A 24821-nucleotide genomic window follows, 5' to 3' on the forward strand; every position below is an offset into this window, starting at 1 on the left:
CCGAACCGTAGCCAAGGACCCGGCGGGCCTCAACGAGGGCGGGACGGGATGGCAGCGCCGTCGTCGGCTCCGGGAGCACCCCCGGTGAGCCCGCAGCGGACGGGCTTTTTATCCGCCATCAACCGGTAGTAAGGTCGTGGGCGCCGCGGCCGCCGGGACGCCGCCCAGCGATGCGACCCCGGCCCGCCCAACGATGATGAACCCGTCTGAGCCCGAGGAGCACCCTATGAGCGAGTCGCCCGACCTCATCCCCATCTCCGAGAAGAAGGCCTCCGGGCACTCCTGCGGCTGCGGGGAGCACACCTCCGAGCGCCTGACCCTGGACGCCCGCGCCATCCCCCACCGCCTGCGCCACCCCGCGATCATCGGCGCCGCCTCCTCCCTGCAGGTCGGGGAGGGCTTCGACCTCGTGGCACCGCATGTGCCCACGCCCCTGCTCCACCAGATCGACCAGCTCCCCTTCACCTACCGGCACACGCTGCTGGAGCAGGCCGAGGGCTACGCGCGCGTGGAGATCCTGCGCACCGCCTGAGGCTGGCGGGAGGGCCCACCGGCGCCCGTGGGCATCCGCGGGCACCGTGAGCGCCTCCCGGAGGCCGACGCCCGCTCCCGCCTCTGCCTATCCTGATTCCATGACGCCTGCGCCCCCGGGGACTCCGGTGATCGGCACGGGCAGGGTCACCGACCTGCCCGTGCCGACGGTGCGCGCCCACCCACCCGCCTCCCCCGCACCAGCCACGGGATCGCCGCCCGAGGTGCTCCAGGACCGCTACGGGCGCACCGTGCGCGACCTGCGCCTGTCACTGACCGATCGCTGCAACCTGCGCTGCACCTACTGCATGCCCGCCGAGGGCATGGACTGGCTGCCCGCCCCCTCGCTGCTCAGCGCTGAGGAGCTCATCCGCCTGGCGCGCCTGGCCGTCACCCGCCTGGGGGTCGAGCGCATCCGCCTGACCGGGGGCGAGCCCCTCCTGCGGCGGGACCTGGAGGAGGTGGTGGCGGGGCTGGCCGGGCTGCGCACCCGCAGCGGCGCCAGGCCGGACCTCGGCCTGACCACCAACGGCCTGGGGCTGGAGCGGCGGGCCGCCGCCCTGCGGCGGGCCGGGCTGGATCGCGTCAACATCTCCGTCGACTCCCTGGACCGCCAGGACTACGCCGCCCTGACCCGCCGCGACCGACTCGACGACGTCCTGGCCGGGATCGCCGGCGCCCAGAACGCCGGGCTGTCCCCCATCAAGATCAATGCGGTGGCCCTGCCGGGCACCGTGGGCGAGCGCGCCCCCCAGCTGCTGCGCGAGTGCCTGCGCCGCGGCTGGCAGCTGCGCTTCATCGAGCACATGCCCCTGGGCCCGGCGAGCTCCTGGCAGCGCGGGGAGGTCGTCGTCGCTGAGGAGATCCTGGACTCGCTGCGCGCGGCGGGCTTCACGCTGGAGGAGGCAGGCCGCCCCGACCGCCGCCCCGCCGCCCTGTGGCGCGTGCGCGCCGGGGCCGACCATCCCGGCGGGAGCGTGGGGATCATCGCCTCGGTCAGTGCGCCCTTCTGCAACGACTGCGACCGCACCCGCATCACCGCCGACGGACGCCTCATGACCTGCCTGTTCTCCGCCACCGAGACCGACCTGCGCGGGCCCATGCGCGCCGGCGCCAGCGATGAGGAGCTCATGCGCCTGTGGGCCCGGGCCACCTGGCTCAAGCCCCGCGCCCACGGCTGCGACGATGCGCCGTCGGGCGACCCCGCCTTCTCCCGCCCCCGGCGCACCATGTCCGCCATCGGCGGCTAGGCGCGCCTCCCTGAGTGGCTGCGCCGGCGGCGGCCGATGGGCCGGACCGGATGCTCTGCCATACTTGCCGGCAGGCGCTCCTGGCAGGACAGGTGGCGCCCGCAGAGGACCTGTAGCGGACCTACGGAGAACGGAGTGTGGGAGATGGGGCCGGTCAGTGAGCAGGTGAGCATCGGATGAGCCGCACGCCCCAATCGCGCCCTGCTGGCGGCCAGCCCGCCGGCAGCGCCCTGGAGTCCGAGACCGCCCCGATGATCGCACTGACGCTGCGCTACTTCGCCGGCGCCGCCGAGGCCGCGGGCCGCCAGGAGGAGCGCCTGGAGGTCCCGGCGGGCACCACCGTCGCCGCCCTGCGCGAGCAGTTGGCGGGGCGCAGCACGCAGATGGCCACGACCATCTCGATCTGCAGCCTCCTGGTCAACTCCCGGTCGGTTCCCGCCGACTCCCTCCAGCCGCTGAGCGAGGGGGACGCCGTCGACATCCTGCCGCCCTTCGCCGGCGGCTGAGGCCCACTGGGCCCGCCGGCCCCGGCGAGGGCGGCGGCCCTGCAGCGCTGCGGCCCGGTCGTGCCGCTGAACCATGCTGATCCATGGCGCGGGCCCGCCCCGCCGCATGCCGCCACTGCCCGCTGTCTGCCCGATCCTGCCACGGCTCGGGCCCGGTGGGCTCAGGCCATATTGCTCCACTGGGAGGTGCCGTCGGTGAAGTGCTGGCGCTTCCAGACCGGCAGCTGCCTCTTGACCTCCTCGACGAGCTCGCTGCACGCGGCGAAGGCCTGCGCGCGGTGGGGCGCGCTGACGGCCACCGCCAGCGCCGTCTCCCCCACGGCCAGCTCGCCGACCCGGTGGACCAGCCCCAGGGCGGTCACGCCCGCCTCCGCCCCGGCGCCGCGGCTGGCGGCGACCTGGGCCGCGATCCGGGCCACGACCTCGCCCGCGGTCGGGTGGGCACTGTACTCGATGCCGGTGACGCCCCGCCCCTGGTCGTGGTCGCGCACGACGCCGCTGAAGGTCACCACCGCACCGGCGGCGGCGTCGCAGACCTGCGCGGCCAGCTCCTCGGCACTGATGGCCTCGTGCGTCACCTCGGCCCGCACCACACGGGCGGCTCCCGGAGGCCGCCCGCCCGGCTCCACGGGCGCACTGCCGGGCATGCTCGTCGGCCCTGAAGTCACACTCCACCCTCCTGGACGGGCCCCGCCCACCCAGAGGGGCACGGGGCTGGAGGCCCGAGCATACCCATGCCCGCGGCGCCCGGGCCCCGGACTCCGGGGACCCACCTGTGCGGACGGGGCACGCACCCGCCGCCCCACGTGCAAACCCCGGGCCTCGGGGCGCCCCGCGCCGGGGAGCCCCGACGGCGGGCCGAGGGACCGGCGTGCCAGCGGGCCGCCGTCGGGGGCGGGTCGCCGTCGGGCATGATGGGCTCTGCGGCGCACCGCCAGGCACCACCACCGAGGAGGCCCCATGACCATGCTCGCACCGGAGGACTACCTCACCCGGGTGCTCCACGGCATGGAGCCACCACCGCCGGTGGAGGTGCCCCTGTCCCAGGCCCACGGCCTGGTCCTGGCCGAGGACGTCGCCGCCGCCGTCGCGGTGCCGCCCTGGACGAACTCGGCGATGGACGGCTATGCGCTGCGCGCCCAGGATGCGGCCGGGGCCGGCCCCTCCCACCCGGTGCGCCTGCCCGTGGCCGGGGATGCGCCCGCCGGCAGCGCCCCGCAGCCCCTGGCGGCGGGCACGGCCCAGCGGATCATGACCGGGGCGATGCTCCCGCCGGGGGCCGACACCGTGGTCAGGGTGGAGGACACCGACCAGGAGCCGGGCCCTGCCCCACTGCCCCAGGAGGTGGAGATCCGCCGGGCGGTCCACCGGGGCCAGCATGTGCGCCGCTCCGGGGAGGACCTGGGGGCCGGGGCGCCGGTGCTGGGGCGCGGCTCGATCCTGTCAGCCAGGGCGCTGGCGGCACTGGCCTCCACGGGCCTGGGCGCCGTGCGGGCCTGGCCACGGGTACGCGTGGCGGTGGTCTCCACGGGCGCCGAGCTGCGCGAGCCGGGACAGGACCTGGAGCCGGGCACGATCCCGGACTCCAACGGCCTGCTCCTGGCGGGGCTGGTGGCCGAGCACGGGGCGCAGTGCACCGCGGTGCTGCGCAGCCCCGACACCGCCGCGGAGCTGGCCGCGCTCCTGGTCCAGGCGGCCGAGCAGGCGGACCTGGTCATCACCTCGGGAGGAGTCTCCGCCGGCGCCTTCGACCCCCTCACCGAGATCGCCGCAGCCGGGCAGGATGGGAAGGACGGGCAGCAGGACCCGGCGCCTACCGGCTCGGGCCCCGCACGCGGGTACTCCCCCACCGCGGGCGCAGCGGGGCGCATCCGGCTGCGCCGCGAGAGGGTCGCCATGCAGCCGGGCAAGCCGCAGGCCCATGGCCGCGTGCGCTGCGGGGATGGCCGGCAGGTCCCGCTGCTGTGCCTGCCGGGCAATCCGGTGAGCGTCCTGGTCTCCTTCACCACCATCGCCGCCCCCGTCCTGGCGCGCCTGGGCGGCTACGACAGCCACCGCCGCCCGGCCCGCACCGTCCCCGCGAGCCCGAGCACCCCGCGCGCCTCAGCGCCATCAGCGCTGTGCGATCCCGCGATGCCGCCCGCGCCGTCGTCGGCCGCAGCCGCGCCGGCTGCGCCGGCTGCGTCGTCAGCGCCCGGGCGCTCCTCCGGAGCCGGCGGGCCCGCGGAGCCGGTCCTGCGCCCTGCGCGGGCGGCTAAGTCCTGGACCACGCCACCGGGCCGGCGCCAGTACCTGCCCGTGCGCGTCCTCGCCCCGGCTCCTGCCGGCCCGGCTCCCACCGACGCTGCCGGCGGCGGGGCCCGGGCGCAGTCGACGCCGGACTGCGCCGTCGATCCGGGCGGGGCGCTGGTGGCGCCGAGCCACCGCCTGGGCTCGGGCTCGCATCTGGTGGCCTCCCTGCCCGGCGCCGACGCCCTGGCGGTGGTGGGGGCCGAGGTCGAGCGGGTGGAGGCCGGCGACCTGCTGCAGATCCTGCCCCTGTCCGCACCGCCGTCTCCCCTGGGCCCGCCAGGGCGCCCAGCCGCCGACCACTGACGCGCCATCGGCTCACCGCACCACCACAGCACTCCAAGGAGCACCATGGGTTTCCTCTCCGTCTTCGGTTCACCGGGCTCCCGCCGGCGCCCGGCCCAGCCCGAGCACCGGCCCCGCCACCAGGCCCCGACCGGCGAGCCAGGCGCCCGGCTGCAGGACCGGCCCAGCCCCGCGCCCGCCCTCACCCACCTCGATGAGACGGGTGCGGCCCGCATGGTGGATGTCACCGCCAAGGCCCCCACCGTCCGCGAGGCCCGGGCCACCGCCCTGGTGGCCTGCAGCCCCGCCGTCGTCGCCGCCCTGCGCGAGGGCGCGGTGCCCAAGGGCGACGTGCTGGCCGTGGCGCGCATCGCCGGGATCGCGGCAGCCAAGAGGGTTCCCGAACTGCTGCCCCTGGCCCACGTCATCGGCGTGCACGGCGCCGTGGTCGACCCGCAGATCGTCGATGAGGGGGTGCGCATCACCGCCACGGTGCGCACCGCGGACCGCACCGGGGTGGAGATGGAGGCCCTCACCGCGGCCACCGTGGCCGGCCTGGCGGTCGTGGACATGGTCAAGGGCGTGGATCGGGCGGTCGAGCTGACCCGCGCCAGGGTGGTGGCCAAGTCGGGTGGCCGCTCGGGGGACTGGAGCCGCGCGGAGGAGGCGGGCAGCACCGGCGGCGAAGGCGGGGACGGCCGGGGTGACCGGGATGGCGGCACCGGCAGCGATGCGCGCGATGGCGCAGGGGCCTGAGCCCGGAGGCGGCGGGGCCGGCAGGGGCGGCGGGGCCCGCGGCTCGGGCGCCCCCATCGACGTCGTCGTCCTGGCCGGTGGTACGGCGGCGCGGCTGGGCGGGGCCTCCAAGGCCGATGTGGTGGCGCGCGGGGCGCGGCTGCTCGACCACCTCCTGGCGGGCCTGGCCCGGCTCAGGGGCGAGGGCCTGGCGGTGGGGCGCGTGTGCGTCGTGGCCCCCGAGCAGGTGGCGCTACCCGACGGCGTCCTGCGCGCCCTGGAGGACCCGCCCCTGGGCGGGCCGGTGGCCGGGATCGCCGCGGGCCTGGCCCGCCTGGAGCGGCCGGGGCCGGCCGGCCTGACCGCCGTGCTCACCTGTGATGCGCCGGAGTCCTGGCGCGCGCTGCCCGTCCTGGCCGGGAGGCTGGCCGCTGGGGGCCCGCAGGGCTCGGGGGCCGGGGAGGAGGACGGGGCGGTGGTGCAGGACGGTGATCACCGGCAGTACCTCCTGGGGCTCTACCGCACGCGCGCCCTGAGGTCGGCGGTGGCGCCCGGTGGAGCGGCCCTCAGGGATGTCGCAGTGCGCCGGGCCCTGGGGGTGCTCGACGTCGTCGCGGTGCCCCTGGCCGGCCCGGAGGCGCGCGACCTGGACACCTGGGAGGAGATCCGCGCCTGGGACACCCACCCCCCTTCCTTTCGACAATTTGCATGAGATCGGCCTTTTCCGGCCCTGGAGAAGGCCGATCTCATGCAAATTGTCGAAGAGTGGGTCAGTGGTCGGAGCCGCCGAGCTGCTCCAGGACGTGCGGCACGAGCGGGCCGATGACGGCGATGGTGTCCTGGACCCCACCGCGCGAGCCGGGGGCGTTGACCACCAGGGCGCCCTCGGGCCCACGGGAGGTCACCCCCACCAGGCCGCGGGAGAGCCCCGCCAAAGGGGTCTTGGTCAGCCCGTGGGCGCGGATCTGCGCCTCCAGCCCCTCCAGGCGCGCCTCCAGCAGCCCGATGGTGGCCTCGGGGGTCAGGTCGCGCGGCGTCACCCCCGTCCCGCCGGTGGTCAGCACCACCCGCGCGCCGTGGGCCAGGGCCTCCTCGATGGCCTGGCGCACCGGCTCCACGCCGTCGGGCACCACCCGCGCTGCAGGGGCCATGACCCGGTGCTGGGCCAGGAGCCGCACGGCCAGGGGTCCTGAGCGGTCCTCGCGCTCGCCGCTGGCGCAGCGGTCCGAGACGGTGATGACCGCGCCGCGCACCGGCTCCTCCAGGGGCACGAGGCCCTTCTGGACCACGGGAGGCTCATCAGCGCCCCGGCCCGCGGCGCCGGCCTGCGACGATCCGGCCCGGGGGGATCGGGCGCGCGGCGGGCCGGCGCTGTGAGAGCCGGGGGTACTGGTGGCGTCCTGGGGGTGCGGCATGGCCCCACGGTAGCGCCAGGCCGCGTCACCACACCGAGAATCTCGCGCCAGAACCGCCCACCAGTAATCGAACAAGCATTAGAATAGGGTGGCATCACCTATAAGAGCGGCCCTCACTGGCGAGGCGCTCAGATTTTTCCCGTTGTTCCAAGGAAGAAAAGCCCCTCTAGGAGAAGTCCACAGGACTCGGGCACCATCCAGAGGCGAGCACGACTCGTATCCGAGCCCACGACCCACCGAGACCCACCTACCGCCGACCTACCGCCCACCCGCCTCAGGCGCGCCGCAGCGCGCTCCACAGCAACCCCGCACCGCCACCGCCGGCGGCGCGCCCGCAGATCCGTCCGACCAGCAGGAGCCCCATGTCCCCCCTCACCACCACCGGCACGGTCCTGACAGGTTGGGATCCCGAGGACCCCGAGCACTGGTCGGCCTCGATCGCCTGGCGCACCCTGGCGATCACCACCTTCTCCCTCATGCTGGGCTTCACCGTCTGGTTCCTGCCCAGCGCCATCGCCCCCCGGCTCGACGAGATCGGCTTCGATCTGTCCAAGAACCAGCTGTACTGGCTGACCTCCATGCCCGGACTGTCCTGCGGACTGCTGCGCCTGGTCTACATGCTCCTGCCCGCCACCATCGGCACCCGCAGGATGATCGTGGCCTCCTCCCTGCTCTACGTGCTCCCCATGCTCGGATGGTTCACCGCCGTGCAGAACCCGGGCACCCCCTACTGGGTGCTGCTGGCCCTGGCCTTCACCTGCGGCATCGGGGCGGCGACCTTCTCGGGCTACATGCCCTCCACCGGCTTCTTCTTCCCCAAGCGCCTGGCGGGAACCGCCCTGGGCCTCCAGGGCGGCCTGGGCAACATGGGCATGAGCGTCATCCAGCTCGCCGCACCCCTCCTCATGAGCACCGCCCTGCTCGGCCTGACCTGGGTCGAGCCCTACGCGCCGGGCGCTCCCCGGGTGGTCAACGCCACCGTCTTCTTCCTGCCCTGGTCCCTGCTGGCGGCGCTCCTGGCCTACCTCTACCTCAAGGACGTGCCCATCAAGGCCAATATCAAGGAGCAGCTGGACATCTTCGGCAACCTCGACACCTGGCTGATGACCGTCATCTACATCATGACCTTCGGCCTGTTCTCGGGTTTCGCCGCCCAGACCGCGCTCATCATCAACCACAGCTTCGGCGCCTCCTCGCCCCTGGCCGGCTCCTTCCCCGCCTCCGACCTGCCCGATGGCGCCGCCTACGCCTTCCTGGGAACGCTCATCGGCTCCTTCCTGCGCTTCGCCTGGGGGCCCCTGTGCGACCGCTTCGGAGGCGCGGTGTGGACCCTCGTCTCGGCCCTGGGCATGGCCGCGACCTTCGCCTTCTGCGCCATCCAGCTCGCCGGCCCCGACGAGCCGGGGGACTTCACCCCCTTCCTGTGGGGGATGCTGGCGATGTTCTTCTTCGCGGGGGTGGGCAATGCCTCGACCTTCAAGCAGATGCCCATGATCATGCCCAAGCGCCAGGCCGGGGGCGCCATCGGCTTCACCGCCGCCGTGGCCGCGCTGGGCCCCTTCCTGGTGGGGGTGGCACTGGCGGCCATGCCGGCCGCGACCTTCTACTGGGTCTGCACCGCCTTCTGCCTCATCTGCGCCGTCATCACCTGGATGCGCTACGCCCGCCCCGGCGCCAGGCGCCCGGGCTGAGCCGCCGCCCGACGACGCCGCCCCCGCACACCCGACTCCACCGCCCACCGATTCCGACCCGCCGCGATGACCACAACCTCGGAGGAACCATCCATGAGCGCGACACCCGGCCCCCGCCCCGGCGGCCCGATCGTCCCGGGACCCGACACGAGGGTCGAGAGCGCCTCGGCGCTGCTGGAGCTCGGCTCCTACCTGCGCCGGGGCCAGGCCTCGGCCGACGCCCGCCGCCTGTTCCTGGCCGGCGGGCGCCAGGCCGAGGCCTTCTACCGCCGCCGGTGGAGCCACGAGAAGATGGTCCACTCCACCCACGGGGTCAACTGCACCGGCTCATGCGCGTGGGAGGTCTACGTCTCCGACGGCGTCATCACCTGGGAGAAGCAGGTCACCGACTACCCCACCACCGGGCCGGACATGCCCGAGTACGAGCCGCGCGGCTGCCCCCGGGGCGCGGCCTTCTCCTGGTACACCTACTCCCCCACGCGCATCCGCTACCCCTACGTGCGCTCGGTGCTGCTCGACGCCTTCCGCGCCGCCAAGGCCGACCAGGACGGCGATGCCGTGGCCGCATGGGCCCAGGTCACCGGGGATCCGGCCACCGCCCGCGCCTACAAGTCGGCCCGCGGCAAGGGCGGCATGGTGCGGGTGGGCTGGGAGGAGGCCATGGAGATCGTGGCCGCCGCCTACGTCCACACCATCCGCACCTGGGGGCCCGACCGCATCGCCGGCTTCTCCGTCATCCCCGCCATGTCGCAGGTCTCCTACGGGGCCGGGGCCCGCCTCCACGAGCTCATCGGCGCCACCATGCTCTCCTTCTACGACTGGTACGCCGACCTGCCCCCGGCCTCCCCCCAGGTCTTCGGGGACCAGACCGATGTGCCCGAGGCCGGCGACTGGTACAACGCCCAGTACCTCATCATGTGGGGCTCGAACCTGCCCCTGACCCGCACCCCCGACGCCCACTTCATGACCGAGGCCCGCTACCACGGGCAGAAGGTCGTCTCGGTCTCCCCCGACTTCGCCGACAACACCAAGTTCGCCGACCAGTGGCTGCGCGTGGCCCCGGGCACCGACGGCGCCCTGGCCCAGGCGATGGGGCACGTCATCCTCAAGGAGTTCCACGTCGCCAGGCGCGAGCCCCTCTTCCTGGACTACATGCGCCGCCACACCGACTCCCCCTTCCTCATCGGCCTGGAGCCCTCCCCCGATGGCAGCGCCTTCGTGCCCGGGCGCTTCGTGACCGCCTCCGATATCGAGGGGGTGGCCGCCGGGGCGCCCAAGAACGAGTTCCGGCCCCTGGTGTGGGACCGCCGGCGCGGCCCCGCCGACCCGGGGGGCACCCTGGCGGACCGCTTCACCCCCGAGGGCCAGGGCCGCTGGAACCTGCTCATGGAGGGCGTGGACCCGGTGATGAGCATCATGGACCTCCACGACGCCGACGATGCAGGCGCCGGCGGTGCCACCGGCGGCCCGGAGTCCCGGCCCCGCATCCAGGCCGCCCAGGTGCTCCTGCCCCGCTTCGACCTGCCGGGCTCGACGACGACCACCGGCAGTATCGGGGGCGGGGTCGTGCGCCGCGGCGTGCCGGTGACATGGGTGGGCGACCGCCTGGTGACCACCGTCTACGACCTGCTCCTGGCCCAGTACGGGGTGGAGCGCCCCGGACTGCCCGGCCAGTGGCCCGAGGGCTACCAGGACGCCACCGACCCCACCACTCCGGCCTGGGCCAGCGAGATCACCGGCGTTCCCGGCCCGGCCATGATCCGGGTGGCGCGGGACTTCGCCGTCAACGCCATCGAGTCCGGCGGGCGCTCCCAGATCCTCATGGGCGCGGGCATCAACCACTACTACCACGCCGATGAGATCTACCGCACGATCCTGGCGCTGACCTCCATGTGCGCCACCCAGGGCGTCAACGGCGGGGGCTGGGCCCACTACGTGGGCCAGGAGAAGGTCCGCCCGATCTGCGGCTTCCAGCAGTACGCCTTCGCCCTGGACTGGCACCGCCCCGCCCGCCAGATGATCTCCACCGGCTTCTGGTATCTGACCACCAGCCAGTGGCGCTACGACACCACCCCGGCCGAGCGCCTGGCCTCCCCGGTCGACCCCGGGGCCATGGTGGGCCGCACGACCACCGACACCATGGTCGAGGCCATGAAGCGCGGCTGGACCCCCTCCTACCCGACCTTCAACCGCTCCCCCCTGCTGCTGGGCCAGCAGGCCAGGGCCGAGGGGATGGAGCCCGCGGACTACGTGGTCAAGGAGCTGCGGGCCGGCACGCTGCGCTTCGCCTGCGAGGACCCCGACGCCCCCGAGAACTTCCCGCGCATCCTGTGCAACTGGCGCACCAACCTGCTGGGCTCCTCGGCCAAGGGCACGGAGTTCTTCATGCGCCACATGCTGGGCACCGACAATGATGTCAACGCCGCCGAGGCCGGTCCCGGACAGCGCCCGGTCTCGGTGACCTGGCGCGATGAGGCCCCCGCCGGCAAGCTGGACCTGATGTGGACCTCGGACTTCCGCAACACCTCCACCACCCTGCACTCCGACATCGTCCTGCCCGCGGCCACCTGGTACGAGAAGCACGACATCTCCACCACGGACATGCACCCCTTCGTGCACTCCTTCAACGCGGCCATCGACCCGCCCTGGCAGGCGCGCACGGACTTCCAGATCTTCCAGGACCTGGCCGCGATGATCTCGCAGTGGGCGCCGCGCTACCTGGGCACCCAGACCGACGTCGTGGCCGCGCCCCTGGCCCATGACACGCCCGACGCGCTGACGATGGCCCACGGCAGCGTCGCGGACATGCCCCAGGAGTGGATCCCCGGGGTGACGATGCCCAAGCTGGTACCCACCCAGCGGGACTACACCCAGATCCGCGCCAAGTTCGACGCCCTGGGGCCACTGGCCGAGGAGCTGGGCCTGCCCTGCAAGGGCATCATGCTCAAGCCCGGGCCCGAAGTGGACCTGCTCCGGCGCCACCACGGGGCCTCCCAGGAGGGCCAGGCCGTCGGGCGCCCCCTCATCGACACCGACATCCGGGCGGCCGAGGCCATCATGACCCTGTCGGGCACCACCAATGGGCGCATCGCCACCCAGGGCTGGGGGGACCTGTCCCAGCGCACCGGCACCGGGCTCATCGAGCTCAGCGCCGAGGAGGCGGGCAAGCGCATCACCTTCGAGGACACCCGCGTGCGGCCGCAGGGGGTCATCACCTCCCCGGAGTGGTCGGGCTCGGAGCACGGGGGCCGGCGCTACTCGGCCTTCGTGGTCAATGTGGAGCACGCCAAGCCCTGGCACACCCTGACCGGGCGTATGCACTACTACCTCGACCACGACTGGCTGCGCGACATGGGAGAGTCCATGCCCGTCTTCCGCCCGCCCCTGGACTTCCACGCCCTCTACGGCGAGGCCCCGCCCGGCACCCTGGGCACCAGCCGGGAGGGGGCCGTGGAGGTGGCGGTGCGCTACATCACCGCCCACAACAAATGGGCCATCCACTCCCAGTACTTCGACAACCTGCACATGCTCACCCTGGGGCGCGGCGGCCAGACGATCTGGATGAGCCCGGCCGACGCCGACAAGATCGGGGTGCGGGACAACGAGTGGGTCGAGGCCTACAACCGCAACGGCATCGTGGCGGCCCGCGCCATCGTCTCCCACCGCATCCCCGAGGGCATGGTCTTCATGCACCACGCCCAGGAGCGCACGATGAACACGCCGCTGACCGAGCGCAGCGGGAGGCGCGGGGGCACCCACAACTCCCTGACGCGCATCGTGCTCAAGCCCAGCCACTTCGCCGGGGGCTACGGGCAGCTGGCCTACGCCTTCAACTACATCGGGCCCACCGGCAACAACCGCGACGAGGTCACGCTCATCCGCCGTCGCAGCAACCAGGAGGTGACGTTCTGATGAGGGTCATGGCGCAGATCGCGATGGTGATGAACCTCGACAAGTGCATCGGGTGCCACACCTGCTCGGTGACGTGCAAGCAGGCGTGGACCAACCGCGAGGGCACGGAGTACATGTGGTTCAACAATGTGGAGACCCGCCCGGGCGTGGGCTACCCGCGCGCCTGGGAGGACCAGGACAAGTGGCGCGGGGGCTGGGAGCGCACCGCGGGAGGGCGCCTGCGCCCCCGCTCCGGCGGGCGCCTGCGCCGACTGGCCACGCTCTTCGCCAACCCGGAGATGCCCACGGTCCAGGACTACTACGAGCCGTGGACCTACGAGTACGACCGCCTGCTCTCGGCGCCCAAGGACTCCCCCACGATCCCGGTGGCCCGCGCCAGGTCCCAGCTGACCGGGGAGTACATGCCCACCATCGCGTGGGGCCCCAACTGGGACGACGACCTGGGCGGCTCCATGGAGACCCTGGCCGAGGACCCGGTCCTGGCGGGAATGAGCACCCAGGTGCGCACCGACATCGAGTCAGCCTTCATGTTCTACCTGCCGCGCATCTGCGAGCACTGCCTCAACCCCACCTGCGTGTCGGCCTGCCCCTCGGGCGCCATGTACAAGCGCACCGAGGACGGCATCGTGCTGGTGGACCAGGACGCCTGCCGCGGCTGGCGCATGTGCGTGTCGGCCTGCCCCTACAAGAAAGTCTACTTCAACCACGCCACCGGCAAGGCCGAGAAGTGCACCCTGTGCTACCCGCGCCTGGAGGTGGGCGAGCCCACGGTGTGCTCGGAGACCTGCGTGGGGCGCCTGCGCTACCTGGGGGTCATCCTCTACGACGCCGACCGGGTCTCCCAGGCCGCGGCCGTCAAGGATCCCCAGGACCTGTACATGGCCCAGCGCGAGATCATGCTCAACCCCCACGACCCCGGGGTCGTGGCCGCGGCCCGGGCCGAGGGCATCCCCCAGCCGTGGATCGAGGCGGCCCAGTCCTCCCCCATCTGGGAGCTCATCGACACCTATGAGGTGGCCCTGCCCCTGCACCCGGAGTACCGGACCATGCCGATGGTCTGGTACATCCCCCCGCTGTCGCCCATCGTCGACGAGGTCGCGGCCACCGGTCTGGACGGGGAGGACCACCGGGTGCTGCTGACGGCGGTGGCCGAGATGCGCATCCCCCTGGAGTACCTGGCGGGACTGCTGACCGCTGGGGACACCGACGTCGTCGAGCGGGTGCTGCGCCGCCTGGCGGCCATGCGCTCCCACATGCGCCAGGTGCGCCTGGGCCGCGAGCCGGACCCGGCCATCGCCGCCTCGGTGGGGCTGAGCGGGCAGGGGCTGGAGGAGATGTACCGGCTGCTGGCCATCGCCAAGTACGACGACCGCTACGTCATCCCCACCGCCAAGCCCGAGGTGCCGCGCGGCATGGAGCCCCTGGGCGCCGACCAGGAGGTGAGCGCCCTGCTGGGGCAGGGCGCCCCGGCCGGCTGCCACTCCGATGCCGCCTCCTTCCATGGGGTCGGCCAGGGCGGTGCAGGCCCGACGACGGTGGCGCTGCCCCTGCCCACGGTGCGCCGCGACCCGGTGCCCGCCGCGGGCCCGGGCGCGCCGGTCGTGGGGGTGCCCCGGCCCCTCGGCGACGACGACACGCGGCCCTCGGGGATCCCGTTGCGGGGCGGGGGCGCCGCCGCGGGCACGGCCCGCCCGGTGAGGGAGCCCTGAGATGGCCTCCTTCGTGCGCGCCCCCCGGGCCCTGGAGCCCCCGGCCCCGGTGGAGCTGGGCCCCCAGCAGCGCGCCACCGTGCACATGGCGGCCTCCCTGCTGCTGGACTACCCGCAGGAGGGGCGCCTGGCCCCCCGCCTGGAGGCCGTGTCCGCCGCCGCGGCCGACCTGCCCCCGCAGGTGGCCGGGCTCCTGGAGGACTTCGTGGCCCGGGCCCACCGCTGCGGCGAGCGGGCGCTGGCCGAGCACTATGTGGAGACCTTCGACCGCCGTCGCCGGTGCTGCCTCTACCTGACCTACTACGCGGTGGGCGATACCCGCCACCGCGGCGCCGCTATCCTGGCCTTCAAGCAGGCCCTGGCCGCCGCGGGCTATGAGATGACCCGCGATGAGCTGCCCGACTACCTGCCGGTGGTCCTGGAGCTCTCGGCCCGCAGCGATGACGAGGTCGCCCAGGCCCTGCTGTCCTGCCACCGGGAGGGCATCGAGGTGCTGCGCAGCGCCCTGGCCGATATCGGCTCGCCCTACGGGCTGCTCATCGAGGCGGTCTCCATGACCCTGCCGGCCATCGACCCGGCCACCGCGGCGCGCATGAGGGCCCTGGTGGCCGCGGGCCCGCCCACCGAGACGGTGGGGGTCACCGACACCCTGCCCTTCCCGACCATGCCCGTCAAGCACCCGGTCATCAGCCCGCTGGAGCAGCCCCTGACCCAGGAGGTCCTGTCATGAGCCCGATCGAGCAGAACCTCCTGTGGGTGGCCCTGCCCTACACCTGCCTGCTCCTGCTGGCCGTGGGCATGGCCTGGCGCTGGCGCACCGACCAGTTCGGGTGGACCTCGCGCTCCACCCAGTGGCAGGAGTCGCGCATCCTGCGCCTGGCCTCACCCGTGTTCCACCTGGGCTTCCTCATGGTGGCCGCGGGCCACCTGGTGGGCCTCATGGTGCCCAAGTCCTGGACCCGGGCGGTGGGGGTGACCCAGCACATGTACCACCTGGGCGCCACCTACCTGGGGACACTGGCGGCCCTCATGACGATCGCGGGGATGGCCGGGCTCATCTACCGCAGGGTGGTGGTCAAATCGGTGCGCCTGGCCACCAGCCGCAACGACATCGTCATGTACTGCTTCCTGGCCGTGCCGCTGCTGCTGGGCACCTTCGCCACGGTCTCCCACCAGCTCATGGACTCCCACGGCTACGACTACCGGGAGACCATCAGCCCGTGGCTGCGCTCGGTGCTGTCCTTCCAGCCCGAGCCCGGGCTCATGGCCCAGGTACCCCTGTCCTTCAAGCTGCATGTCGTCGCCGGCTTCCTGCTGCTGGCCATCTGGCCCTTCACCCGCCTGGTCCACGCCGTCTCCGCCCCGGTGGGCTACATGACCCGGCCCTACGTGGTCTACCGCTCCCGGGAGGCCTCGATCTCCACCTCCTCCACGCCCCGCGGCTGGGAGCCGGTGCGCACCCAGGGCACCGGCAACCAGGGGGCCGACGACGTCGCCGCCTCCCACGGGGCCTGAGGCCCCACCGTTGGGCCACCTTCCTCTCCCGCCCCTCCCCGACCATAGGATGCCTTCATGAGCCTGACCCGCCGTGCCGCTCTGACCGCCACCGGCCTGCTCGCTGCCCTGAGCCTGGCCGCCTGCTCCGGCCAGGCCGGGACGGGCGCCGGCCCCACCGCCTCGCCCTCCGCGCCGCCGTCGGGCACCTCCCAGGAGGTCTCCGGGGAGCTGACCGTCCTGGCGGCCGCCTCGCTCCAGGCCAGCTTCGAGGAGATCGGCGAGGCCATCGAGCAGCAGCACCCGGGCCTGACCATCACCTTCGACTTCCAGGGCTCCCAGGACCTGGTGGCCTCCCTGGCCAATGGCGCCACGGCTGATGTCCTGGCCACCGCCAACACCACCACCATGGACAAGGCGGTCTCCCAGTCCCTGGTGGGCGAGCCCCAGGAGTTCGCCACCAATGTGCTCACCCTCATCGTCCCGCAGGGCAATCCCGCCAGGGTCACCGGGCTGGACTCCTCCCTGGAGGGCGCCGACCTGGTCATCTGCGCCCCCGAGGTGCCCTGCGGGGAGGCCACCGGCAGGCTCGCCACGGCCCTGGGCATCACCCTCGACCCGGTCTCGCAGGAGCAGAAGGTGACCGACGTGCGGGGCAAGGTCGAGTCCGGCGAGGCCCAGGCCGGCATCGTCTACACCACCGACGCCGCGGCGGCCACCGGGGTGGAGGAGATCAGCATCCCCGACGGCGGCGTGGTCAACCACTACCCCATCGCCACCACCGCCGCGCCCGCCAACCCGCAGGCCGCCCAGCTCTTCGTCGAGACCGTCCTGGGGCGCACGGGCCAGCTGGTCCTGGCCGACGACGGCTTCGGCGCCCCCGGCGGCGCGCCCCAATCCGCGAGCGCCACGCCCACCGCCCCCGGCTCCCCGGCGGCCACCGGCTCGCCCACGGCGACGGGATCGCCGGCGACCACCAGGGACAGCGCCGAGTCCTCCCCCGAGCCGGGAGCCCAGGAGAGCGCTGAGTGAGGCGGGCCGCACGATCGCCCCTGCCGGTCGCGGTGGTGGCTCTGGCCGCCCTGGGCGCCTGCGCCGTCGTCCTGCCCCTGGTGGGCCTGGGCTCGCGGGTGGCCTGGGGCGAGCTGCCGGGGCTGCTGTCCTCGCCCTCGGCGCGGGCGGCCCTGTGGCTCTCCCTGCGCACCACCGCGGCCTCCACAGCCATCAGCGTGGTGCTGGGCACTCCGCTGGCCCTGGTGCTGGCGCGCCAGTGGCCGGGGGTGAGGGTGAGCCGCGTCCTGGCGGTGCTGCCCATGACGATGCCCCCGGTGGTGGCGGGGATCGCGCTGCTGGCGACCCTGGGCCGTCGCGGCCTGCTGGGCCAGCAGCTGGAGGCCTGGGGGGTCGGCATCGCCTTCTCCACCGCGGCCGTGGTGGTGGCCCAGGTCTTCGTGTCCATGCCCTTCCTGGTGGTGACGCTGGAGGCGGCGCTGCGCAGCCGCGAGACCACGGCCGAGGCAATCGCCCGCACCCTGGGGGCCGGCCCCTGGAGGGTGCTGGCCTGGGTGACCCTGCCGCTGGTGGCCCCGGCCCTGGCGCGGGGCACCGCTCTGGCGCTGGGGCGCAGTCTGGGGGAGTTCGGGGCGACGATCGCCTTCGCCGGCTCCAAGGAGGGGGTGACCCGCACCCTTCCCCTGGCCATCTACCTGGAGCGGGAGAACGACACCCCCACCTCCCTGGCCCTGGCGGTGGTCCTCATCGCGGCGTCCTTCCTCATCGTGGGGGCCACGACCCTGCACTGGGACCGGCTGCTGGGCCGCGCCGGGGTCCCGGCGGCGGGGTCTGCCGGCTCCACGGAGCCGGCCGGCGCTGCAGGCTCCCCCGGCGCGCCCGGTGACGGCGGCCCTGCCGCCGCCCTCGGGGCCCGGCATGCGGCCGGCGCCCGGCGCGGCCAGGAGCTCGAGATCTCCTGCGTCCTGCCCGAGCGGGGGGTCTCGGCCGAGCTGGTGGCCGGGGCGGGACGGATCACCGCCCTGCTGGGCCCCAACGGATCGGGCAAGTCCACGCTCTGCGCGGTGGCTGCGGGCCTGCTGGATGCCCGCGGCGGCACGGTGCGGCTGGGAGGCAGGATCCTGGACGGCCCGGGGGCCTTCGTGGCGGCCGGGCGCCGGGATGTGGCGCTGCTCAGCCAGGCCCCGGGGGTCTTCACCCATATGTCGGTGCTGGACAACGTGGCCTTCGGCCCGCGCTGCCGCGGCCTGTCGCGATCCCGCGCCCACCGCCGCGCCCTGGCCGAGCTGGCGGCCGTGGGGGCCGGCCACCTGGCCCAGCGCCGGGGCCATGAGCTCTCGGGGGGCCAGGCGGCGCGGGTGGCCCTGGCCCGCGCACTGGCCACCGGCCCCGGCGCCCTGGTGCTCGATGAGCCGATGGCGGCCCTGGACGCCCCCTCCCGCCAGGAGATGCGCCGCCTGGTGGCCCGGCGCGCCCAGGAGGAGGGCCTGACCGTCGTCCTGGTCACCCATGACGTCCTGGATGTGGCGGCCCTGGCCGACGACGCCGTCGTCCTGGAGCGCGGGCGTGTGGTGGAGCGCGGCTCGGCCGCCGAGCTGCTCAGCGGCCCGAGCTCGGAGTTCATGGCCAGGCTGGTGGGGGCCACCGTGCTGCCGGGGGTCCTCAGCGGCACCCGCCGGGCCCCGGCGGTGGAGATCGGCGGGGGCCTGGTCATCCACGGGCGCCCCGTGCCGGAGGATGCGCCGGGAGACGGGGGGCTCCTGCCCGGCCGGCCCGGGATGGCCCTCATCCCGCCCGATGCCGTGGCGCTCTACCGCGAGGCGCCCCAGGGCAGTCCCCGCAATGTCCTGGAGGGCCGGGTGGTCGGTATGGAGCGGGCCGGGGCGCTGGTGGTGGTCGAGCTCAGGATCGGGGCCGGCCATGCCCTGCGGGCCACGGTGACGGCGGGGGCGGTGGCCTGCCTGGGCATCGAGGCCGGCATGGCCCTGCACGCGGTGGTCAAGGCCGTGGAGGTGCGCATCCTGCCACTGCGCCCCCGCCGCGACCCGGGCGGCCAGGACGACCCGGACGGCCAGGACCGGCTCGGCCATCGGGGCCGGCAGGGCCGCCAGGATCACCCGAACCGCCCGGGAGGGCGGGGCCGCGATGAGGCGGGGGACCGATGAGCCGGCAGGACTGGCCCACGATCCCCTCGCTCATCAGTGATGAGCGCCTGGAGCCCCTGACCCGCCAGGAGCTGGCCCGCTACCACCGCAACGCCCTGGTCCCCCCGGTGGGCCTGGTGGGCCAGCAGCGCATCCGGGCCGCGCGCGTCCTCATCGTGGGCGCCGGCGGCCTGGGCGCGCCGGCGGCCCTCTACCTGGCGGCCGCGGGCGTGGGCCGCCTGGGGATCGTGGACGACGACGTCGTGGACCTGTCCAATCTGCAGCGCCAGGTCATCCACACCACCGCCCGGGTGGGGACGCCCAAGGCCGACTCGGCGGCGCAGGCGGTGCTCGCCCTCAACCCGGATATCGAGGTCCGCCCCCAGCAGCTGCGGCTGACCGCGGGCAATGCCATGGGGGTCCTGCGCGGCTGGGACCTGGTTATCGATGGGACCGACAACTTCCCCACCCGCTACCTGCTGTCCGATGCCACCGTGATGCTGGGCCTGCCCCTCATCCATGGGGCGGTCCTGGGCCTGCATGGCCAGGTGGGCGTCTTCGATGCGCGCCGGGGCCCCTGCTACCGCTGCCTGCACCCGGCTCCCCCGCCGGCGGGCGCGGTGCCCTCCTGCGCCGAGGCCGGGGTCCTGGGGGTCCTGCCGGGCATCATCGGGACCATGCAAGCCACCGAGGCCCTCAAGCTCATCGTGGGCGGGGCGCGCCCGCTCATCGGCCGCCTCCACCTGCTCGACGCCTGGGGCGCCCACCTCCGGGAGATCCGGGTGGATCGCAACCCCCGCTGCGCCTCCTGCGGCCCGCAGCCCACGATCACCGCGCTGGCCCAGGAGGCCGGGCCCTGCGCCCCGCCGGGCCCGGCCGGCGGCCGGGGCACCGGCCCGGAGGCCGGGGAGGAGATCAGTGCCGCCGAGCTGCGGGCGGCCCTGGCCGGCGAGGACCCCCCGGCGCTGCTGGATGTGCGCGAGGAGGTCGAGGCGGCCCTGGAGCCGATGCCCGGCGTCGTCCATATCCCCCTGGGCGAGGTGCCCGGGCGCGCCGGCGAGCTGGATGCGCTCCGGTGCACCGTCGTCGTCTGCGCCTCGGGGAGGCGGTCCCTGCGGGCCATCCAGGCCCTGCGGCGGGCGGGCTACCGCGGGGCCCTGCTCAGCCTGCACGGCGGGATGCGGGCGTGGGCCCAGGACGGTGCCGTGGGGCTCAGCCCTCCTCCCGGGGGCCGCGCAGGCCCAGCAGCCACATGAGGTACAGGCCCCCGCAGCCGGCGCTGACCAGCCCCACCGGGATCTGGAAGGGGCTGAGCAGGCGGGCGGCGATGAGGTCGGCGACCATGAGGATGAGGCAGCCCATGGCGGCCGAGGCGCCCAGGGGCACCCCCGCCGAGCGGCTCACGCGCCTGGCCAGTTGGGGCGCGGCCAGCGCCAGGAAGCCGATCGGCCCGGCCACCGCCACGCATACCGAGGCCAGCACCACCCCATAGCCCACAAGCGCGCCGCGGGCCCGGCCCACGCCCACTCCCAGGGCCGCCGCGGCGTCGTCCCCCATCTCCAGGGCCCCTGCCGGGCGGCACAGCACGGCCATGAGCGGCAGCAGCAGACCGGCCCCGACCATCAGGGGGCGGACCTGATCCCAGGAGATCGCGTTGAGGGAGCCGAACTGCCAGGCCTTGGCCGCCTCGGCGCTCTCAATGGTGGCCCGCGAGATGAGGTAGTCGTTGAAGGCGGACAGCATCTCCGAGAGCGCCACCCCCGCCAGCACCAACGACTCCCCCGGCTCCCCACCGCTGCGCCGTTGGGCCACCGCCACCACGAGCACGGCAGTGGCCAGGCCCCCGACCGTGGCCCCCGCGGCGATAGCGGTCGTGGTCGAGGCCGCGCTCAGGAGGATGACCACCAGCCCACCAGTGCTGGCCCCGGTGGTGAATCCCACGATATCGGGGCTGCCCAGCGGGTTTCGCGACAGGCTCTGGAAGACCGCCCCGGAGACGGCCAGCATCGAGCCCACCAGGAGGGCCGCCACGATCCGGGGCAGGCGCTGGTCCAGCACGATGAAGCGGTCGAGCTCGCTGCCGCCACCGCGCAGCACCCCCACCGCCTCGGCCGTGGTGAGCCGGTAGGCGCCCGTCAGCAGGGCAATGAGCGCTACCACCAGGGCCGCGGTCAGCAGGAGCGCACTGACCTGGAGGCCGCGGCGGTGCAGCAGGAGGCTGCCTGCCGCGGGCAGGGCCACCCGCAGCGCGCTGGCCGGCGGCCCGGCTCCGGGGCGACTGCTCCTGCCTGATACGCCAGGTGCGCGGCGAGGGGGCTGTGATCCCCCGCCGTCGCGGGCACCGGGTGCCCTACCGGAGGCGGGGGCCGCCGCGGGCAGGGGCGGCCAGGAGGACGGATCCCGCGGGGCTCGCGACGAGGAGGGCCTGAGGACTCCCACCAGCGACCGATGAGCCGGCCGCCGTGACCAGACCTGGGGCGATCCAGGCGCGACCGGCCCCGTCATGCCGCCTCCCCCTGGGGGCGCAGCACCATGAGCAGCAGCACCGGCCCGCCCACGAAGGCGGCGACCACGCCCGCCTCCATCTCATCGGGCCGTATCACCAGCCTGCCGATGATATCGGCCACGAGCAGCAGGACCGGCCCGGCGATGAGGCAGGCGCCCAGGAGCAGGCGCTGGTCGGCTCCCAGGGCCAGGCGCAGCGCATGCGGCACCACCAGGCCGACGAAGGAGATGGGGCCGATGGCCGCCGTCGAGGCCCCGCACAGCAGGGTGATGGAGGCCAGGGCCACCAGGCGCACCCGGCCCAGGTGGGCGCCCAGGGCGGTGGCCTGCTCCTCGCCCAGCGCCAGGGCGTTGAGGGCGTGCCCGCTGACCAGGGCCAGGACCATGCCGGCGGCCAGGAAGGGCCACACCCAGGCCAGCAGGCCCGCGTCCCGGCCCTCCAGGGAGCCCACCACCCAGAAGCGGTAGGAGCTGAAGGCATCGGTGTCGTACATGGTGATGGTTCCGGTGATCGCCCCCAGGCTCGCCCCCAGGGCCACACCGGCCAGCACCAGCCGGGCGGGCCCGGCCCGGCCAGTGCGCGAGGCCATGATGTGGACGAGCACCGCCGCAGCGGCAGCACCGGCGAAGGCGAACCACAGGTACTCCCTGACCGTGGTCAGCCCCAGCAGCGACATGGAGGCCACCACGGCCAGGGCCGCACCGGCATTGACCCCCAGGATGCCCGGCTCGGCCAGGGGGTTGCGGGTCAGGGCCTGCATGACCACCCCGGCCACTGCCAGGCTCGCGCCCGCCGCCAGGGCCAGGGCGGTACGGGGCATGCGCAGCTCCCAGACGATGATGGAGGCCACCGTCGGCCGGGCCGCACCACGGCCGATCAGGCCCGACCAGACCTCACTCGGGCTCAGATCACGCGAGCCCACGGCCAGGCTGACCAGGAGCAGGGTGCACAGCGCTCCTAGGCACAGCGCGATCGCCATCAGGGCCCTGGGCCGGATGACCGGGGGCGCGACCGGCCGGTGCGCCGGGCGCGGTGGGCGGGATCGCCGAGTCGTCGTCACGGGGTCATCACAGTCCGGGACTCCCCTCTCGCAAGAAAATATGAGCAGTGCCTTGAATATTACCCCGCTAGTGAGGTAACCCTTAGCTTATGACTCGTTACAGCCGTCGCACCGCCCTGTCCCTGGCGAGCCTGAGCGCCGCAGCCTCCGCCCTGGCGGCCTGCTCCTCATCGTCCCCCTCCTCATCCGGCGCCTCAGCGGGCCCCGGAGCCCCGTCCACTGCGGGCCCCTCCGGCGCACCTGCCCCGGGCGCGGCCTCCACCCTGGTGCCCACCACCGTGCCCGAGGGCATGGGATCAGGCCAGGCCGACGGCGTCTTCCCGCGCACTGTCGCCCACTTCCAGGGCGAGACCGTCATCGAGGCCACACCCTCCAAGGTCGTCATCATCGCCACCGGCCAGCTCGACGCCGCCCTGACCCTGGGCGTGGTCCCCGTGGGCGCCGCCTCCGGCGACGGCGCGGGCACCGTGCCCGACTACCTGACCACGGCCTTCCCCGACCATGCCGCGGACCTGGGCAGGATCACCAGCATCGGCACCCGCAGCAAGCCCGACACCGAGACCATCGGCAGCCTGGCGCCCGACCTCATCCTGATGAACATCTCCGGCAAGGACGCCGAGGCCCTTTACACCACCCTGACCCAGATCGCACCGACCGTGGCCACCCAGGGCACCGGCCAGTACTGGAAGCAGGACTTCCTGCTGGTGGCCGATGCCCTGGGCAAGCCCGACACCGCCAAGACCTGGCTGGAGACCTTCCACACCGACGCCGCCGCGGCCGGCCAGCGCCTGGGCTCCTCCGCCACGGTCTCGCTGCTGCGCAAGAACGGGGACCGCACCCGCATCTTCGGGACGGTTTCCTTCGCCGGGTCCGTACTGGCGGACATGGGGGTGGCGCGCCCCGAGTCCCAGTCCTTCACCGACGAGACCTCCATGGACATCTCCCAGGAGCAGCTCACCCAGGCCGACGGCGACTGGATCCTCTACGGGGTCCAGGGCGGGGACGCCGGCGAGCTGACCTCCATGGCGCTGTGGCCCACACTCACGGCAGTCATCGACAACCAGGCGGTCCAGGTGGAGGACGACCCCTTCTACCTCAACGCCGGGCCCACTGCCGCGCGCTTCGTCATGGACACCGTCTCCGCCACCATCAAGTGACCCGCAGGGCCTCCCGGGTGAACGGACCGGAGCCAGTGGCAGCAGGGGAGGATGAGCGCGGCACGCGCCCCGGGGCGGGCCCGGTGCTCAGCACGCGGGCGATCACCCTGGGCTACCACCCCCGGCACCCGGTGACCGAGGACCTCTCGCTCACCGTGGCGCCCGGGCAGGTGACGATGATCGTGGGGCCCAACGCCTGCGGCAAATCCACCCTGCTGCGGGCCCTGAGCCGCACCCTGGCGCCGGCGTCGGGCCAGGTCGTGCTCGATGGCCAGGACATCTCCGGCATCCGCCCCAAGCGCTTCGCCCGCCGGGTGGGGATGCTGGCCCAGTCCTCCATCGCCCCACCGGGCATCACCGTCCACGAGCTGGTGGCGCGGGGCCGCTACCCCCACCAGTCGATCCTGCACCAGTGGTCGGCCCAGGACGGCCAGGCCGTCCAGACGGCTATGGAGCGCACCGGGGTGGCCGAACTGGCGCGCAGGCCGGTGTCCTCACTGTCCGGGGGCCAGCGCCAGCGCGTATGGATCGCCATGGCCCTGGCCCAGCGCACCGACATCCTCCTGCTCGATGAGCCCACCACCTACCTGGACCTGGCCCACCAGGTGGAGGTCCTCGAGCTGTGCCGCGAGCTGAACGCCGAGCTGGGCACCACGATCGTGGCCGTGCTCCACGACCTCAACCAGGCCTGCCGCTACGCCGACCGGATCCTGGTAATGCACCAGGGGGCGATCCTCTCCCACGGCAGGCCCCGGGAGGTCATCACCACCACCGTGGTCGAGGAGGCCTTCGGCCTGCCGGTCCACGTCATCCCCGACCCCCTCACCAGCACCCCCATGGTCCTGCCCCTGCCCCGGGACCGGGACCAGGGCGTCCGGCCCTGAGCGCGCGGGGAGCGACGGGCAGCGGCAGGCGGCCGCACAGCCGGCGCAGCAGCGCCGTCTTGCGTCGAGGGCAATGCCGGGCGGGCACCTGCGCCCTGGCGCGCGGCCAGGGCCGCGAGAGGCACGCCTCGGCTCACAGCGCAATAATCGGGCCCTCCCGAGCCGGGGCGAGGCGGCGGGCCTACACTCGCATGCATCAACGAGACCTGATGTGAGGATTCCTCCGTGAGTACCACGACTGC

The 24821-nt window shown here is 74.1% G+C and carries 20 protein-coding genes; 16 read left to right on the top strand and 4 right to left on the bottom strand.

From position 1 onward, the window contains the following. The first annotated feature begins 226 nt into the window (after positions 1-226). From MANAM107_RS02175 to MANAM107_RS02185, 3 genes are all read left to right on the top strand, one after another. Positions 227-532, top strand: coding sequence for a DUF2249 domain-containing protein (locus MANAM107_RS02175; protein ID WP_223910536.1), 306 nt, complete (start codon positions 227-229; stop codon positions 530-532). Positions 533-632: 100 nt separating this feature from the next. Next, positions 633-1781, top strand: a complete 1149-nt coding sequence (moaA, locus tag MANAM107_RS02180) for a GTP 3',8-cyclase MoaA (RefSeq protein ID WP_223910539.1) — start codon at positions 633-635, stop codon at positions 1779-1781. A 251-nt stretch (positions 1782-2032) separates the two neighbouring features. Further along, positions 2033-2287, top strand: a complete 255-nt coding sequence (locus tag MANAM107_RS02185; protein WP_223912750.1) for a MoaD/ThiS family protein — start codon at positions 2033-2035, stop codon at positions 2285-2287. Positions 2288-2448: 161 nt separating this feature from the next. Here MANAM107_RS02185 and MANAM107_RS02190 read toward each other — a convergent pair whose 3' ends face one another. After that, entirely contained in the window at positions 2449-2934 is a 486-nt protein-coding gene (locus MANAM107_RS02190) for a molybdenum cofactor biosynthesis protein MoaE (RefSeq protein WP_223912753.1), read from the bottom strand. Positions 2935-3247: 313 nt separating this feature from the next. On the opposite strand from MANAM107_RS02190, the gene MANAM107_RS02195 reads away from it, so the two are divergent. The 3 genes from MANAM107_RS02195 to mobA all read left to right on the top strand — a co-directional run bounded on the left by MANAM107_RS02195 (position 3248) and on the right by mobA (position 6308). Beyond that, a complete protein-coding gene (locus MANAM107_RS02195; RefSeq protein ID WP_223910543.1) occupies positions 3248-4882 on the top strand; it encodes a molybdopterin molybdotransferase MoeA in 1635 nt (544 codons plus the stop codon). 213 nt (positions 4883-5095) lie between these two features. Continuing rightward, positions 5096-5617, top strand: coding sequence for a cyclic pyranopterin monophosphate synthase MoaC (gene moaC, locus MANAM107_RS02200; RefSeq protein WP_373314081.1), 522 nt, complete (start codon positions 5096-5098; stop codon positions 5615-5617). Then, entirely contained in the window at positions 5601-6308 is a 708-nt protein-coding gene (gene mobA / locus MANAM107_RS02205) for a molybdenum cofactor guanylyltransferase (RefSeq protein ID WP_223910546.1), read from the top strand. The genes moaC and mobA overlap by 17 nt, the downstream gene beginning before the upstream one ends. Before the next feature lie 58 nt (positions 6309-6366). Here mobA and MANAM107_RS02210 read toward each other — a convergent pair whose 3' ends face one another. After that, positions 6367-7011 (bottom strand): MogA/MoaB family molybdenum cofactor biosynthesis protein, encoded by a 645-nt coding sequence (locus MANAM107_RS02210; protein ID WP_308443631.1) that lies wholly within the window; start codon positions 7009-7011, stop codon positions 6367-6369. Positions 7012-7373: 362 nt separating this feature from the next. On the opposite strand from MANAM107_RS02210, the gene MANAM107_RS02215 reads away from it, so the two are divergent. The 8 genes from MANAM107_RS02215 (at position 7374) to moeB (ending at position 20228) form a co-directional block, all read left to right on the top strand. After that, entirely contained in the window at positions 7374-8702 is a 1329-nt protein-coding gene (locus MANAM107_RS02215) for an MFS transporter (protein ID WP_223910548.1), read from the top strand. A gap of 93 nt (positions 8703-8795) precedes the next feature. Then, entirely contained in the window at positions 8796-12614 is a 3819-nt protein-coding gene (locus MANAM107_RS02220; protein ID WP_223910551.1) for a nitrate reductase subunit alpha, read from the top strand. After that, a complete protein-coding gene (narH, locus tag MANAM107_RS02225; protein WP_223910554.1) occupies positions 12614-14323 on the top strand; it encodes a nitrate reductase subunit beta in 1710 nt (569 codons plus the stop codon). The genes MANAM107_RS02220 and narH overlap by 1 nt, the downstream gene beginning before the upstream one ends. A 1-nt stretch (position 14324) precedes the next feature. Next, positions 14325-15053: a nitrate reductase molybdenum cofactor assembly chaperone gene (gene narJ / locus MANAM107_RS02230; protein ID WP_223910558.1), complete on the top strand. Its 729-nt coding sequence runs from the start codon at positions 14325-14327 to the stop codon at positions 15051-15053. Then, entirely contained in the window at positions 15050-15838 is a 789-nt protein-coding gene (gene narI, locus MANAM107_RS02235; RefSeq protein WP_223910560.1) for a respiratory nitrate reductase subunit gamma, read from the top strand. The genes narJ and narI overlap by 4 nt, the downstream gene beginning before the upstream one ends. A gap of 57 nt (positions 15839-15895) precedes the next feature. Then, on the top strand, positions 15896-16849 hold the full coding sequence (modA, locus tag MANAM107_RS02240; protein WP_223910564.1) for a molybdate ABC transporter substrate-binding protein: 954 nt from the start codon (positions 15896-15898) through the stop codon (positions 16847-16849). Beyond that, positions 16846-18993 carry an ATP-binding cassette domain-containing protein gene (locus tag MANAM107_RS02245; RefSeq protein ID WP_223910567.1) on the top strand — a complete coding sequence of 716 codons (2148 nt, stop codon included), beginning with the start codon at positions 16846-16848 and terminating at the stop codon, positions 18991-18993. The genes modA and MANAM107_RS02245 overlap by 4 nt, the downstream gene beginning before the upstream one ends. Then, positions 18990-20228 (top strand): molybdopterin-synthase adenylyltransferase MoeB, encoded by a 1239-nt coding sequence (gene moeB / locus MANAM107_RS02250; RefSeq protein ID WP_223910570.1) that lies wholly within the window; start codon positions 18990-18992, stop codon positions 20226-20228. Before MANAM107_RS02245 ends, moeB begins: the two co-directional genes overlap by 4 nt. Here the strand turns inward: moeB and MANAM107_RS02255 are convergent. Then, entirely contained in the window at positions 20185-21219 is a 1035-nt protein-coding gene (locus tag MANAM107_RS02255; protein ID WP_223912758.1) for a FecCD family ABC transporter permease, read from the bottom strand. The genes moeB and MANAM107_RS02255 overlap by 44 nt on opposite strands. A gap of 254 nt (positions 21220-21473) precedes the next feature. Continuing rightward, entirely contained in the window at positions 21474-22457 is a 984-nt protein-coding gene (locus tag MANAM107_RS02260) for a FecCD family ABC transporter permease (RefSeq protein ID WP_223910573.1), read from the bottom strand. Between the two features lie 170 nt (positions 22458-22627). Here MANAM107_RS02260 and MANAM107_RS02265 point away from each other — a divergent pair, with 170 nt between their 5' ends. Both MANAM107_RS02265 and MANAM107_RS02270 read left to right on the top strand, forming a co-directional pair. Further along, positions 22628-23695, top strand: a complete 1068-nt coding sequence (locus MANAM107_RS02265) for an ABC transporter substrate-binding protein (protein ID WP_223910576.1) — start codon at positions 22628-22630, stop codon at positions 23693-23695. Positions 23696-23730: 35 nt separating this feature from the next. Then, the gene (locus MANAM107_RS02270; RefSeq protein ID WP_223910579.1) at positions 23731-24579 is read left to right on the top strand and encodes an ABC transporter ATP-binding protein; all 849 of its coding nucleotides are present in this window, start codon (positions 23731-23733) and stop codon (positions 24577-24579) included. Positions 24580-24821: the final 242 nt, after the last annotated feature.

The sequence above is a fragment of the Actinomyces capricornis genome (genome assembly GCF_019974135.1).
GTDB classification, from domain to species: Bacteria; Actinomycetota; Actinomycetes; order Actinomycetales; family Actinomycetaceae; genus Actinomyces; species Actinomyces capricornis.

What these genes read in the sequence shown, in the direction of transcription:
- MANAM107_RS02195 (WP_223910543.1), top strand. Translation starts at nt 3,248, where the DNA reads ATGACCATGCTCGCACCGGAGGACTACCTCACCCGGGTGCTCCACGGC.
- moaA (WP_223910539.1), top strand. Translation starts at nt 633, where the DNA reads ATGACGCCTGCGCCCCCGGGGACTCCGGTGATCGGCACGGGCAGGGTC.
- narI (WP_223910560.1), top strand. Translation starts at nt 15,050, where the DNA reads ATGAGCCCGATCGAGCAGAACCTCCTGTGGGTGGCCCTGCCCTACACC.
- moaC (WP_373314081.1), top strand. Translation starts at nt 5,096, where the DNA reads ATGGTGGATGTCACCGCCAAGGCCCCCACCGTCCGCGAGGCCCGGGCC.
- narH (WP_223910554.1), top strand. Translation starts at nt 12,614, where the DNA reads ATGAGGGTCATGGCGCAGATCGCGATGGTGATGAACCTCGACAAGTGC.
- MANAM107_RS02215 (WP_223910548.1), top strand. Translation starts at nt 7,374, where the DNA reads ATGTCCCCCCTCACCACCACCGGCACGGTCCTGACAGGTTGGGATCCC.
- moeB (WP_223910570.1), top strand. Translation starts at nt 18,990, where the DNA reads ATGAGCCGGCAGGACTGGCCCACGATCCCCTCGCTCATCAGTGATGAG.
- MANAM107_RS02210 (WP_308443631.1), bottom strand. Translation starts at nt 7,011, where the DNA reads ATGCCGCACCCCCAGGACGCCACCAGTACCCCCGGCTCTCACAGCGCC.
- modA (WP_223910564.1), top strand. Translation starts at nt 15,896, where the DNA reads ATGAGCCTGACCCGCCGTGCCGCTCTGACCGCCACCGGCCTGCTCGCT.
- MANAM107_RS02185 (WP_223912750.1), top strand. Translation starts at nt 2,033, where the DNA reads ATGATCGCACTGACGCTGCGCTACTTCGCCGGCGCCGCCGAGGCCGCG.
- MANAM107_RS02190 (WP_223912753.1), bottom strand. Translation starts at nt 2,934, where the DNA reads ATGCCCGGCAGTGCGCCCGTGGAGCCGGGCGGGCGGCCTCCGGGAGCC.
- narJ (WP_223910558.1), top strand. Translation starts at nt 14,325, where the DNA reads ATGGCCTCCTTCGTGCGCGCCCCCCGGGCCCTGGAGCCCCCGGCCCCG.
- MANAM107_RS02265 (WP_223910576.1), top strand. Translation starts at nt 22,628, where the DNA reads ATGACTCGTTACAGCCGTCGCACCGCCCTGTCCCTGGCGAGCCTGAGC.
- mobA (WP_223910546.1), top strand. Translation starts at nt 5,601, where the DNA reads ATGGCGCAGGGGCCTGAGCCCGGAGGCGGCGGGGCCGGCAGGGGCGGC.
- MANAM107_RS02220 (WP_223910551.1), top strand. Translation starts at nt 8,796, where the DNA reads ATGAGCGCGACACCCGGCCCCCGCCCCGGCGGCCCGATCGTCCCGGGA.
- MANAM107_RS02260 (WP_223910573.1), bottom strand. Translation starts at nt 22,457, where the DNA reads ATGGCGATCGCGCTGTGCCTAGGAGCGCTGTGCACCCTGCTCCTGGTC.
- MANAM107_RS02175 (WP_223910536.1), top strand. Translation starts at nt 227, where the DNA reads ATGAGCGAGTCGCCCGACCTCATCCCCATCTCCGAGAAGAAGGCCTCC.